This is a genomic window from Tepidicaulis marinus, from assembly GCF_000739695.1.
GTDB classification, from domain to species: Bacteria; Pseudomonadota; Alphaproteobacteria; order Parvibaculales; family Parvibaculaceae; genus Tepidicaulis; species Tepidicaulis marinus.
Window position 1 is genome coordinate 1 of record NZ_BBIO01000029.1, and the last position, 13277, is coordinate 13277.

The following is a 13277-nucleotide window of genomic DNA, read 5'->3' on the forward strand; positions in this document are numbered from 1 at the left end:
TACCTAGTATTTCCTCTGGAAACTCAATCTCCAATTGGGTGTCCTCGGATTTCGGCGGAGCGTCCAGCAGATAGATATTGCCAATGAAGTACTTAAACATCCGACCTCCTCGGCCAATGATGTTTTTGTAAGTGAAGTCCTTGAGATTGGCATTGCCTAATTTGCTTCGCCACACGATCACGTTCTGTGCGGACGTGTTTACACCTTCGATTATCGAAGATGTGGAGACAATACTGTCGAAGCCATCTTCATACTCGAAAAGTCGTATTTGTAGCTGGCTCAGACACCTGTGCATGCTACCATTATGAACGCCAATCGCCCGATCAACCAAATCAGCCAGTAGCCAGTCGGATTGGTAGTTTTGCCGTAGCCATGTGGAGAAATGGCTGGTGTAGATTCGATCCACGGGGTCAATTCGCGCTATGACGAGATCAGCGATTTTCTTAATTTCGGAGTAGGTGCCTGCGTAGATCAGGGACTTCTGAGTGCCTGGAGAAATAAGTTCGATTAATTTTTCTCCCTTCTTGGTCGCATCGCCCCCAAATTCCTTGTAGGGCTCCTTGATGTCGAGGTAGACCGTGTTGAAGTCTAGGAGCTCCAAGAACTCCATATCGCGCGTGAAGGCATTATCACTGAGTTTCTTGATATTCGGTGCGAGGTAATATCTCTGCTTCGCCTTCTTAGATAGCTTCAGGATTGCCTTGATGAGCGCGGGTGCACGGTCGCGGTCGTGCTTCTGACTCACCTTGTAGAATTCATCGACAACCAGCAGATCGATCTTCTCCAGAGCGGATAGATAGCCAAAGGCCCGCTCCTGCGGGAATATGAGGATATTCTTGAGCCCAAGTGGCGTATCTGGCGCCGTTATGATTGTGTAGTGTTCAGAAAACTTCTTAAATAAACGACGGCGTGTTTCATCCATTAGGGCGATGGTTGGAACGATGATCACCACGTTGTCCGGCTGCTTAGCCTCGATAAAGGCGTCGATGATAAAGCTCTTCCCGAAGCTGGTCGGGGCACTCACTGCGATATTCTTGCCGTCTAAGAGTTTGGAGAGAACGCTTGACTGCTCACGGTGCAGGGTCGCCTTGCGCCGACCGACATCGACCTCAAACGCGTAGTGCACATATTTCTGGTCCCACGAAGCGTTCGCGAGTTGCAAGTAGGGGAACAATCCCGTCGCACGGATCATGTGGTTCACGACTTGCGGGTAAGGTGTCTTGGTCTGGTCGAGATTCGCTAATAGGCGTATCAGGAGATTTCTGGCGGCGACCTCGTTCTTCAGCGTCAGAAGGCTATTGATTTCGTGGCAAACGTCAAAAATGTCCATCATTTTTGCCCCTTGTAGAAGGCAACGGCTTGAACAAAAGCATCGACGATCTTCTTCTTGTTAGGGACTGGGAAGAGGATGAGGTGGAAGTTTAGATCGTCATACTTGTGAACTGACTTGGATTTTGCGATTTGCCTGAGAAAATAGGCGTCTGCACGATTCTTGTGAAAGGTGGCAATCTCGATCTTGTATGCGTCGGTCAAATCTTTCGTATTTGACGTGATCGGGCACTCGTGCAGTAGAAGAATTGGGATGTGAATCTTGGATTTCAAGTTATCGATAGAGTCCCTATTATCCAGCGCGGCCTTGATCTTGGAACGGAGATTCGCCGCGATTGAGAGGCCATCGAGGTCAGCTACGCTGGTTATAATGGCGTTTTCTTTTTTTAGTTTGTCTGTTGATAGTGAATTCATAACTGAATCCACGACTGAATCGAGACGGACGTCGGTAATCGAATTGTAGAATTTTGCCTCTCCAAACCACAGCGTAAAATCGTCGCCGTCGACGACTATATGAACGCTGTCTGCACCCTTTGCGTTGTCTTGAACATTCTGCTTGTAGAAAATCTTTGGGACGACGGGCAGCGCGCCGAAGCGATGCCGCATCAAACCGTAAAGGAAAACCTCGGCGATCTCGCTGCCTTTCCCGATCTCATCTTTATCCGTGAGTTTAAGATTCTGGGCGGCGGCGACAAGGCAGCTGTGACTTTGGTCGACAAGAGCGGATCGTTCTTTTTCCGACAGAGCGGTCTGGGCAATGTTATCCCACAAATAACTTTGAAATTTTGGGTAGCGCCACTCCGCATCCTCAAAGTCGTTGATCAAACTCAGCACACGTTTATTTACTACGCCGATGAGTTGGGAGGTCGACGTAACTCCGGCAAGCGTGTCATCAACTAATATCTGAAATGTTAGTCCAGCCATCGACATCGATATCCCCAAGCTAGCCCGCGTTCCCGCGTTTTACCGATCAGTGTGCATTCCGTTCATCGCAGCGCCACCGGTAGCTCTCGGCGGCTGTATCACTCACATCTGCCGGATAACACTTGGGCGAGTATCCCCAAGCTTGCCCCGTGCACTGGGCTTCCCCGCGGCTGCCATGTGACGCGGGGTTACAGGAACAGGGACAATTACCCGGATAGGCAAGGATGTCCTGCTCGATGATCTTTTGCCGGATTTCATCGTCGGTGAGCGCCAATGCCGGTGTGTGACCGGCAGAACGCGGATTGCCCCGCAATGATCGCGGCACTAATACTGGCCGCCACTTCGTCATCAATGCCCGAATGCCCTGTAGATCTTCAAATCCTATAGTTCACCTTATTGGGGGGCAAGCTCTCCGTTAGCGGAGGAGCGGGGATTATCCGAAGAAGAGCCCGCCCACTTCTTTCACCAAAAAATAGGCCTGGGTGGCAACGGCAAGCAGACAGGCCACGACGCAGAGTCCGACAAGGATACGGATGACAAGCGTGTCATGTGGTGGAGGTGTGGTCATGAGGCATTTCTATCCGGTTGCCATAAAGGCGATGGCCGCGAGGTGCGGCCATCGAGTGCATTGATCCGGCTGGGCCTTGCTGGGGACAAGGCCGAAGCGTCTCAATGCGGCTGGGGGGCTTTCTCTTCTTTGAGTTGTAGGGCCTGCTCGGTAAACACCATCTCCGCTAGGAACCGGAAGAGGCCTGCTCTCACGACCTCGCTCTTCTGCGGGCTGCTGTCATAGATGGCGGTCCGGTACCCGTTGGAGGGGTAGGGCTCCTTCACCTTTAACTCGAGCCTGCTACCGGTAAAACAGAGAGAAAACTCAAGACCGTCCTGGCCGCCGGGGGCGGCCTTTTGTGCTGTCCGTGGCATGTTTCCTCCTGACCACACACCTCGTTGGGAGGCGCCTATTTTACGTTAAAACGATTCGTTTTGTCTGTTTACCAACTCCAAGTTGAAACATATATTTTTGATTGGTGAGTGCAGGGAAAGCGCGGCCTGTCCGTTGCCTTTTGCGAGGGGCGATGGTGCAATCATTGAAACAGCTGTTTTCTAATCAGGCTGTTTGTCAGACCAGGGGTGGGGGATGCTGGACCGTTTCATGGAAAGGCTTGCGGAGTGCCAGGCGCCGGAAGATGCGTTCGGGGCTTTGATGAGTGCGAGCCATGAGCTCGGCTTTGACGCATGCTCCTATACGAATCTGGCCCTGCTGGCCCGGCCCTGGCTCAACGCCGAGCGCATGCTGCCAACCTTCGGTCTGCCGGAGAAATGGGGGATCCGGTATGCGGAGCAGGCCTATCACACCATCGATCCGATCCTGCTGACCTGCCGGGCGAGCGGCGCGCCCCTTGTCTGGTCCGATATCGAGGCGCGCGGGCGATTGAAGCGGCCGCAAAAGACCTTCATGCAGGAGGCTGCCGAGTTCGGGCTGCGGGAAGGGCTCTCCTTCACCATCGGCAGGGGGCAGCCGGAGATGATTGCCGTGGCCTATGTCTCGGGTGAGCCGCGGCGGATCAGCCGGAAGGATACGCTGACCGCGCGCTCCGTCGCCACCATCTTCCATCTCGTCTATGACCAGCTCACAGCACCACAGCCGTCTGTGCTGGAGGATTGCCGTCCGGCCTTGAGCACGCGGGAGCTGCAATGTCTTGAATGGGTCTGCCGGGGCAAGAGCTCCTGGGCGATTGCGGAGATCCTGGGCCTCAGTCCGAAGACCATCGATCACTATCTGGCGAACGCTTCCCGCAAGCTTGAGACCAGCAGCCGCGTGACGGCGGCAGTCCGGGCGGTGCAGCTTGGCCTCATTCAGCCCTGAGGCAATAGGGTAAGGTCGCCGTATCCCAATTCCGGAAGCGCTTTGCTCTCCTGTTTCCCCAACCAGAAACAGGAGGGTTCCATGCTCGATTACGTGACACGCGGTCTGCATCTCATTCCCGGCTCGCCTTTGGACGAGTATCACCAGCTTCGCTACAAGCTCTATATCGAGCAGGAAGGCTGGGATGTGCCCCATATAGACGGGCGCGAATATGACCAGTTCGACACGCCGAAAGCCTCTTACCTGCTCTGCCGAAATGACGAGACGGGGCGCGTCATCGGAGGCGTCCGAATTCTGCGCACGACAGATCCCTACATGCTGAAAGACATCTGGCCGGACATGCTGGATATCCCGGCGCCGGAAGCTGAGGACATCTGGGAAGGCTCGCGTTTCCACGCGGATCCCGGCCTTGCCCCGGAAGACCGGCGTAAGGCCCTGCAGGAGCTCAGTGCCGGCCTCTATGAGCTCACCTACCGGTTCGGCGTGAACAAGCTCTTCTTCGTGATGCCGCCACGTCTCGCGAAGAGCTGGTTCGACTCCGGCCTCCCCTTCGAGATGCTCGGCTCCGAAAAACACTTCAACACGGGGCCTGCCGTTGCGGGCTGGCTACTCTGCACGCTGGAGGCGCGGGAGCTCGCCCATGCGTTTTATGGGCGTACGCCGGAGATCCATGGTCTTGAAGAGGCCCTCGAGGCGGCCGCGTAAAAAAGGGAAGGCATCCGATGGGCAAGTCCCCCGAGAAACAGGCGATACTCCTTTCGAGCTTCGCAGCCATCAACGATCCACATGTGCGGTCGGGCTTTCTGGTCCTGTTGGATCTTCTGAAAGCCGTTGATGACCCTGTCGTTATCGACACGCTTGTGACGGCCTTCCAGGAACATGTGCAGCGCTGGGAGCAGGAGAAGCTGAGCGGCGGGGCCGCGACGGAGGAGATCTGTCCGGCCCATAGGTGGAATTGACCCAGGCGCGGCCTAGGCCAGCCGCAAACCCGGGGACCGCAGGGGCGCACATGCCGTTCCTGCGGTCTGCCGTTGCGGAACATATCTAGTGAATATAAGGTTTTACCCAGAGGGGCGGCGGCCGCATACAAACACAACCAAGAAACACAAGGTCAACTTCATGCCTAAGGGATCGGGGGAGAAGCGGCAGGGGCTTGCTGCCTGGCGCGAAGAGCAGCAACACCAAAGTCGCAAGGCGGTACTGATCGCGGCCTATCATCTCTTCGCTGTACGCGGCTTCCAGAGAACCTCCATGATCGACATCGCAAAGGCGGCGCCTGCCTCAACAGCGACGATCTACAAGCACTTTGCCAGCAAGGAGCTTCTGCTCGCAGGGGTAGTCGAAGACATGTTCGAGGAGAAGCCGAGCGTACCGGTCGATCTCAAGCGTGAGCGAAACGGGCAGGCCTATGCGTTCCTCAGCTCGATGGTGATGGCGGATGCGCGGCAGGTGATGCGGAATCTTGTGGATCAGGATTATGACGGTGCTGCGATGCCTGTGCTTGAGGATTGGCTTGAGGAATCCGGCAAAAGATCGCGCGTTGAGTGTTGACGAGAGCTATCAGCTGCCTCTCTTGGATGTTTGAGGCACCGTTGGAGTGATCTGGCAAAAGAGCTAGCCGCTAGACAGTGATAACCACGGGGAACTTAATGACAAAAAAATTAGTGGAGCAGAATATCAACTCTCGAAAATTTTTAGCTCCGAGTTTGAATTTTTAATTCCCCCATACCAGCGGCCATATGCATGGACAATTGATCAAACTTCCGAGTTGTTGGATGACCTGACGACATTTCACGCCGCCGAGGAAGAAGAAGGATATTTCCTTGGCAGTATCGTGTTGATCAAATCGGATGGGTTCCCACTGTCACGGGTCATAGATGGCCAGCAGCGCCTTACAACTCTGACCATCTTACTTTCTGCTATCGCCTATGCCCATCATGGAAAATTCCAGGACGAAATAAAACCTTACATCCTCGAGCCGGGAAAGAGAATGGAAGGAATACAATCAAAACCGCGACTTTCCCTGCGTGAGCGTGACCAAAGTTTCTTTCATAAATATGTTCAAGGCTTGGCTTTACAAAATCTCCTGCAGCTCGATCTCGCTCATTTGGAGAATGAATCTCAACGCAACATTGTTGAGAACACGCGATATCTCCTTGCTGAGCTTGAAAGGCGTTTTGACACACCCGAGAAGCTCGAAAACTTTGTGCGGTTTTTGCTGGCGCGTTGCTACTTGGTGGCTGTTTCCACGCCAACTCAAGAGTCAGCATTCCGTGTCTTCTCTGTCATGAATAGCCGCGGGCTAGATCTTCAGCCTACGGATATTATTAAGGCTGACATCATAGGCAAAATCCCAGATGAGCATATTCGTAAAGTCTATACAGATAAGTGGGAGGGGATGGAGGTCGATCTTACGAGAAGTGGTTTCAATGAGTTGTTCAGCTACATTCGGATGATTTATGCAAAGGACAAAGCCAAACGTTCGTTGCTTGAAGAATTTCGCGAGCATGTGTTCCCGCAAAACTCTGATCCCATAACTTTTATAGATGAAGTTCTTGAGCCTTTTTCTGCTGCGTTGAGTGAGATTCGCACAGCTTCCTACACGGCAACGACAGGCGCCGAAAGCGTCAACAGCTACATAAGATGGCTCAATCGTATTGACAACTCAGATTGGATTCCTCCGGCACTTCTTTTTCTTAAAGAAAACAAGCACAAGCCTGCACGTGTGACTCGCTTCTTTAAGTTGCTTGAGCGCTTAGCGGCGTTCATGCATGTTTATCGTTGTAACGTGAATCAGCGTATCGAGACTTACGGATTTCTGATCGCTGAAATCGAAGACGGCATTGATCCTGACGATATGGAAGAGCTTTACTTTGATGAAGAGTGGAGCGAAGAATTTAAAGCGGCTCTGGATGGTGACATTTATCGGCTTACACCGCGGCGCCGCAATTACATAATTCTCCGGTTAGATTCATTCATTTCCGATGGTGCGGCAACATATGACCCAAAGGTTTTGACAGTCGAGCACGTTCTTCCTCAGACGATTGATGAGAAAGGCGAGTGGGCGAAATGGTGGCCAGACGAAGAGGAGCGCAAGGCTTGGACCCATAGAATCGCCAACTTAGTTCCACTGAATAAAAAGCGAAATTCTGCCGCACAAAATTACAAGTTCTTAGAAAAGTGTAAAATTTATTTTTCTGGAGCCAAGAGCGTTTCATCATATGCATTAACTAGCCAAGTTATTGGACAAAAAAGATGGACGCCTGAGGTTCTTAAAGCTCGTCAAGAGCATTTGATCAAGGTGTTCATGGATGGTTGGGAGCTTCATTAAAGTCCAGGTGCAGCTTGAGCCATCAGATGAAACGGCAGTGAAATCTGCTGACACTTAAGAAGGCGCTTGCAAGCCTAGGGGCTGAGCAAGCTGAGAACTCCGAATCCGTTGCGAGCTATCCTTCGTCATTCATAAGGCGCCTTAATCGTGCCCAGCTTTCCTCTGGAAGCTGCTTAATGATTTTGACAAGATTCTCATCTCCGCTTGCCATCACCTGCCTTCTAAAACTGCCAGCAAAGGCTTCCGCTTCTTGTACTTCTCCCTCATCAATATCCATGCCTCGAATAATCGCGCCGGTTCTAAGTGCTTCGTCAAGGGATAACGTAAACACAGCCGCAAAGGATGAGCCACAATGTTGGCAAGTTTTTGCCGCCATGATGTTTAGTCCTTGGCAAGTGTCACATGATTTGAAGCGTGGGCGCGTCTCTGGGAACTCATAACCGCATGCTTCGCAGAATCTTTCGCCGATCTCCATTTCAGATGTGCATGCCGGGCATTTTTTAGATTTCGCGGGACCTGTATCTTTCCGAGCGTCTGGCGACATTTCGTCTTCCACCCGCCTAGCGAACGCTTCGAGCACGTCAAAAGAAGGCATCACAACATAGGCACGAGTGTCATCGTCAGGGCCTGAACTTCTCACGACACGGCCAATCGCTTGGCGAAAAGCGAGCTCGGTCAGGGCATTTGGCAAGTAAACTAGAACCCTCAGTCTCGATATATCGACGCCTTCGGAAATCATGGCCACAGATACGATCCATCGTCGATCGGTATGTCTGAAGCTTTCTATTCGATTGTCCGCATTCGGAAGCTGGCTATGCACTATACTTGGTTTCTCTCCTTCAATTTGTTCGATGAGATCGACCATATACTCTGCCATATCGATATTGGGCGCAATTACCAAGCCACCAGCGTCTGGCATTCTATATCGCAAGTCATCAAGCTTGCTGCTTGCCCATTGCACCATAGTGCCTTGATATCCATCAACACGAGGCGTTCTGTTGTCTGTCTCAAACTGAGGGGTGCATGCAAGTTTATAGAACTCAAGCGCCCGCTGAAGACCCGCTATTCGTTTTAACGTGGGTGTTAATCTTGCAGGTTCTTTTCCTGAAACGGCGATAGTTTCTCCGTCCTCAAGGTCGACCGTAAAATAACCGTCATGACGGTGGAATGTAGCGGGCCGGCAGTACCCGAGATCGACCGCCTCTCCATAGCTCAGGGTGTAGGTGCCTTCTTCTGGATGGTTGATAGCGCCGTTATCGTCATAGGCCACCCAGATTGACCGTTTGCCATCTGATCGGATTGGCGTTCCTGTAAGAACCAACACATACTTCGCATCAACAAAAGAGTTATCGGCTCCAGTTCCCCATGCGGCTTGAACTGCGGCGTGATGGTGCTCATCGCATATAACGAGCACCCGTGAAGAGCGGCAAACGGCTTGAAAGGCGTCTTGCAAGCTCTGAACGGCCGACCAAGTGACACATACATCTGTTTCAATTTCGTCGGCGGCAGAACCCGTTATTCGGCCCATAAAGCGATTTGTAATTGTATAGAAATCAGCAGCCCATTGCCTTACAACTTCGACCCTAGGAGCAATAACTACGACGCGGTCTATTTCGCCCATTTCAATCAATCGTTCCGCAATAGTACATGCGGCAATTGTCTTGCCTGAGCCGGGGGCGGCGTTTATGAGAAAGTGTTTGTCTTGCTGCTGCTCAACTAGCCAATGTAAGGCTTTCGATAGGGCTTGTTCCTGCCACGGTCGCAAGGGCATCATGCTATTTCCCTTTTTGAGATTGCATTTTTGACAAAGGGCCTGTCCATTCAGAAGGACTGTTTTTCCTCCTTTGGAAAAGGGCAATATGTGGTCGCCATGAAAATCCCCGCTTAACCGTTTTCCACAATGTGCACACCTTCCCGCAGATACGAGTGCCAGTATTAGTTTTTGCCGAAACGAGAAGTTTCGCCTCACTTGCTTACCCTGTATTCAGTAAGAAGAATTTCTCTGATCGGCAAATTCGCGGGAGGCTTAAGGGTGGCATGCTTATTTATTCGAACCATAGCCGCCGCATAAGTTATGTTGCGTTTCTTTATAAGAAATTTCTGCTTTTTCATTTCATAGATAAGCTCTGGCAGGTTCGATAGCCCGAAAAGAACAAGCGCCTCTAGGCGAGTTAATGGTTCTCCCGACAACAAATGTTCGCGAGCAGCTGCAACTGCGCTGCTGCTTATAGCTGACCTTGTATTTTGTGATGCTGCCATTCTGGTCCCAAATACTTTTCAATGATTGCTCTTGCAGAGTTGAACTCGCCTACGTTGATATCATCAACTGAAAAAGCCCGATGTGTCTCAAATTCCAGTATGCGCCACCCGCCATCCTTCATCGCGTCATCAACTGCCATCGTGCGGATGGAGCGTCCAGCACTCGCTCGGCCAACCCAATCGCTCTCGCTTTCGTTGTCGTCCAAATATGTTTGTAGAATTAAATGGGCGAGTTTTGCTAAGTCACGAGCATAAACTTCTTTCCCAAGTCCACGTCGCAACTCAGCATATATCGCCCTGAACAAGGCGGGCCGTTGAGCCATTTTTCCGCCCCCATGATTCAGTTTGACTCATGACAGTTACATGGTCAATTCGCTAGTTTGCCATAGTCCATGATCGGAACCCTAGGCTCGCGCCAAGTGTTTTACATAAAAAAATAGTGAAAATTGGCGATTTCTTCTGCACAAAAAGGCCTCGGATCTTCCCTTCGTGCTTCCGTTCGCTCATGATCGCGACAGTGATTCGAAAGGTCGAGGATGGCGGATTTGCGAGCGATTGATTTGTACTGTGGAGTCGGCGGGTGGGGGCTTGGGCTAGAGCTCGCTGGCATTGATGTTGTTGAATCTTACGAGTGGTGGAATCCTGCGATTGATACGCATGCAGCGAATCTGGGGCGTCGCCCGCGTGCTGTAAACATCAGAGAGCTTGATTTGAGCGAGCTGCCTAAGGACATTGATATTGTCGTTGGTAGCCCGCCATGCACACAATTTTCCTATGCAAACCGAGGGGGCGGGGGAGACCTAAGCGACGGCATTAAGGATATAGCCAAGTTCTTTGAGGTGGTTGAGTATCTCAAGCCGCGTTACTGGATTCTGGAGAACGTACCTCGCATCTCAAAGATACTTAAGGACCATGTGTTCACGAAGAGAGGCAAGCTCAGGCAGTATGCCCATTTGTTTGATGAAGGTATGGACCAGATATGTTTAGTCGATGCTTCCAAATTTGGGGTGCCTCAAAGGCGAAAAAGATGCTTGGTCGGCGTTTTTCCGCGGGGATTGTTTGAATCATACCAAGGGAAATGTGATGCCCTGACTCTGGGGGATGTGCTTCATAGCTTGCAATCGGAGAAAGTTATCGATCCTATCTACGGCATTAGGGCAAAGCCTTTTTATCCGCTGGATAATGATGTTGAAGACAAACTCAGTGATGAAGAAGCGAGGATGAACCGTGATGCTAAGCAGAATCATCCCGTCTACAATAGTATGTCGTTCCCTGATCGATTGGACCGGCCATCTCGAACGATTGCGGCTACATGCACTCGTGTTTCGCGTGAAAGTATTATCGTAAGGGAAAAGCCGCGTTCAAAATCTTTTCGCAGATTAACATTGCGCGAGCGAGCCACATTGCAAGGTTTTCCCGTCACCTATCAGTTTTTGGGGAGAAGTTACGGCGAAAAAGTAAAGCTGATTGGTAACGCAATGCCCCCACCCTTGGCCTATTTCCTAGGTCTATCTATGGTAGGTGTGCCAGATAAGCAGATCATGTCCCTAAGGAAAAAATCTGCCGCCTTGCCTATGCCTGTGGCGTGCTCAATAAAAACATCAACTGAAGGAATGACAGCCTCTTATCCCAAAAGGCGGAGATTTTGTGCTGCGATTCCAGGGTTGCACTTCAAGAGTGGAGTCCGGTTTGAGTTGGGTAACGATTGCGCCAACCGCTCCGAAGTCACTTGGGCGGTTCGTTTTTTTTATGGCTCTTCTAAAGATATTCGTTCCATAGAAATGAGCCGTAGCCTGCGTATTCGACTTGAGCGCTTCAAACTATGCAAGGAGTTAAGCAAGCGACTAGAGTCTCTATGGTCGGCAATGTCCATATCACCAGAAGAAATTACTCCACATGAGTTGCAGAATGTATGGTCTCGCCGTGATGCAGGAGTGTCTCCTTATAAAATTGTAGATCAGTTGGGTGGAATCGCAAAGGAACTCATCACGTGTGAGACTGGTGAAAATTCTGATGAGGCTTACAGAATCGTATGTCGGATAATGCTAAACGATGCAAAAGTGCCTTCTGTGCAAATGAGGTCACAAAACCCGAATAAATTGCGGACATATGCAGTGGATATCCTTGTTGGCCTGCTGATCGGATGCAGATTCAACGAAGCTCTTGGTGGTGGGGAAGTCAATGCATCGTTGTTGCAGGCAGCTTGAGTGCGGGTGGAAAATGAACGTTCGTTCCGCCATCACAAGGGGAGGCAGCAAGGCAGATACGGGATCGCCCATCGCGTTTGCGCACTCTTTAACATGCGCTGCAATGCGTGCGCGATAAACACCGTTTTCGGCAGAAAACGATCGGAATGAGCGAAGCTGACCTGCTCCCCCATGAGTCCGCGTTTATAAGTTAGCTCTGTTCAGGTTTTGGTCCTTTTTCGACCGATTGTGATACTCCCACGGCGTGAGCCCGTCGAGGCTCGTATGGGGGCGGTGATGGTTGTAGTCGTCACGCCATGCTCCGATCAGATGCCGGGCGTGACGCAAGTTGGCAAACAGATGTTCGTTCAGACATTCGTCTCGCAGCCGGCCATTGAATGACTCCACAAAGCCGTTCTGCATCGGCTTGCCGGGGGCGATATAGTGCCACTCGACATGGCGCTCCTCCTGCCAGCCCAGCATCGCATTGGATGTGAGCTCTGTTCCATTATCACTGACCACCACGCAAGGGTAGCCCCGCCTCTCCGCGATCCGGTCCAGCTCACGCGCAACACGGATCCCGGATAGAGACGTGTCCACGACCGTGGCCAGGCATTCACGGCTGAAGTCATCGATCACGCACAGGATACGGAAGCGCCGTCCGTCGACCAGGCTGTCGGACACGAAGTCCAGGCTCCATCGCTGGTTGGGCCCTTGAGGAAGGGCCATCGGCGCTCTGGTGCCAAGTGCCCGTTTCCGGCCGCCGCGCTTGCGCACAGTAAGGCCTTCTTCCCTGTAGATCCGATAGAGCTTCTTCCAGTTCAGATTCCAGCCCTCCCGCTTCAGCAGGATATGCAGACGGCGATAACCAAACCGGCGACGCTCGCTGGACAGTTCCAGAAGCCGACGGCGCAACTCTCCGTCCCCCGGCCTGACCGAGGGGCGTCGATAGACCCGCGGATCAATCCCTGCAAGCGCACAGGCCCGGCGTTGAGAGTAGCTTTTTTCCTTCATGGCCCAGTCCACGGCATGTCTGCGCGAACCAGGCCTTAGAAGTTTTTTCCCAGCATCTCTTTCAGGGTTGCAACATCAAGCATATGCTCCGCCAGCATCTTCTTGAGCCTGGCGTTCTCTGCCTCCAGGGCCTTCAGCTTCTTCGCATCCGACACGTCCATGCCGCCATACTTCGAACGCCATTTGTAAAACGTGGCGTCGCTGATCCCGTGCTTCCGGCAAAGCTCCTTCGCGCCAAGACCCGCCTGATGCTCCTTCAGGATGCCGATAATCTGCTCCTCGGTGAACCTCGATCGTTTCATCGTCTGTCTCCTCAGATGAAGAACAGACTAACTCCAAAACAAGGACTTTTCAGGGGAGCAGGTCA

General features: G+C 52.0%; 13 protein-coding genes and 1 pseudogene. 6 read left to right on the top strand and 8 right to left on the bottom strand.

Annotated elements, in window-relative coordinates; all coding sequences use genetic code 11:
• The 4 genes from M2A_RS16340 to M2A_RS16350 all read right to left on the bottom strand — a co-directional run.
• Positions 1 to 1333 (bottom strand): DEAD/DEAH box helicase (locus M2A_RS16340; RefSeq protein WP_045449737.1); only part of this gene is annotated, 1333 nt, incomplete at its 3' end.
• The gene (locus tag M2A_RS16345) at positions 1330 to 2253 is read right to left on the bottom strand and encodes a HamA C-terminal domain-containing protein (RefSeq protein ID WP_156101807.1); all 924 of its coding nucleotides are present in this window, start codon (positions 2251 to 2253) and stop codon (positions 1330 to 1332) included. The genes M2A_RS16345 and M2A_RS16340, both read right to left, overlap by 4 nt.
• 433 nt (positions 2254 to 2686) lie before the next feature.
• Positions 2687 to 2821 carry a hypothetical protein gene (locus M2A_RS18490; RefSeq protein ID WP_280113612.1) on the bottom strand — a complete coding sequence of 45 codons (135 nt, stop codon included), beginning with the start codon at positions 2819 to 2821 and terminating at the stop codon, positions 2687 to 2689.
• 101 nt (positions 2822 to 2922) lie between these two features.
• Positions 2923 to 3177 carry a hypothetical protein gene (locus M2A_RS16350; protein WP_045449742.1) on the bottom strand — a complete coding sequence of 85 codons (255 nt, stop codon included), beginning with the start codon at positions 3175 to 3177 and terminating at the stop codon, positions 2923 to 2925.
• A 214-nt stretch (positions 3178 to 3391) separates the two neighbouring features.
• On the opposite strand from M2A_RS16350, the gene M2A_RS16355 reads away from it, so the two are divergent.
• The 5 genes from M2A_RS16355 (at position 3392) to M2A_RS16375 (ending at position 7451) form a co-directional block, all read left to right on the top strand.
• Positions 3392 to 4120 carry a helix-turn-helix transcriptional regulator gene (locus M2A_RS16355; RefSeq protein WP_045449744.1) on the top strand — a complete coding sequence of 243 codons (729 nt, stop codon included), beginning with the start codon at positions 3392 to 3394 and terminating at the stop codon, positions 4118 to 4120.
• 81 nt (positions 4121 to 4201) lie between these two features.
• Entirely contained in the window at positions 4202 to 4825 is a 624-nt protein-coding gene (locus M2A_RS17650; RefSeq protein WP_052379574.1) for an acyl-homoserine-lactone synthase, read from the top strand.
• Positions 4826 to 4842: 17 nt separating this feature from the next.
• A complete protein-coding gene (locus M2A_RS16365) occupies positions 4843 to 5079 on the top strand; it encodes a calponin homology domain-containing protein (protein ID WP_045449746.1) in 237 nt (78 codons plus the stop codon).
• Positions 5080 to 5239: 160 nt separating this feature from the next.
• A complete protein-coding gene (locus M2A_RS17655; protein ID WP_052379575.1) occupies positions 5240 to 5671 on the top strand; it encodes a TetR/AcrR family transcriptional regulator in 432 nt (143 codons plus the stop codon).
• A 139-nt stretch (positions 5672 to 5810) separates the two neighbouring features.
• On the top strand, positions 5811 to 7451 hold the full coding sequence (locus tag M2A_RS16375) for a DUF262 domain-containing protein (protein ID WP_280113613.1): 1641 nt from the start codon (positions 5811 to 5813) through the stop codon (positions 7449 to 7451).
• Positions 7452 to 7566: 115 nt separating this feature from the next.
• On the opposite strand, the gene M2A_RS16380 is transcribed toward M2A_RS16375, so the two are convergent.
• The 3 genes and pseudogenes from M2A_RS16380 to M2A_RS16385 form a co-directional block, all read right to left on the bottom strand.
• A complete protein-coding gene (locus M2A_RS16380; protein ID WP_045449760.1) occupies positions 7567 to 9225 on the bottom strand; it encodes a DEAD/DEAH box helicase in 1659 nt (552 codons plus the stop codon).
• A 12-nt stretch (positions 9226 to 9237) separates the two neighbouring features.
• Positions 9238 to 9420, bottom strand: a pseudogene (locus M2A_RS18540) (HNH endonuclease); the annotation flags it as partial.
• A 256-nt stretch (positions 9421 to 9676) separates the two neighbouring features.
• Positions 9677 to 10033, bottom strand: a complete 357-nt coding sequence (locus M2A_RS16385) for a hypothetical protein (RefSeq protein WP_045449750.1) — start codon at positions 10031 to 10033, stop codon at positions 9677 to 9679.
• Between the two features lie 213 nt (positions 10034 to 10246).
• Between M2A_RS16385 and M2A_RS17890 the strand changes: the two genes are divergently transcribed.
• The gene (locus M2A_RS17890; protein WP_081875709.1) at positions 10247 to 11917 is read left to right on the top strand and encodes a DNA cytosine methyltransferase; all 1671 of its coding nucleotides are present in this window, start codon (positions 10247 to 10249) and stop codon (positions 11915 to 11917) included.
• 183 nt (positions 11918 to 12100) lie between these two features.
• Here the strand turns inward: M2A_RS17890 and M2A_RS16395 are convergent.
• Positions 12101 to 13212 (bottom strand): IS3 family transposase gene (locus M2A_RS16395; protein WP_121881518.1). Its coding sequence is split into 2 segments (ribosomal slippage): positions 12101 to 12963 and positions 12963 to 13212, totalling 1113 coding nucleotides; the frame shifts between segments, so codons are not numbered across the junction.
• Between the last annotated feature and the right edge of the window lie 65 nt (positions 13213 to 13277).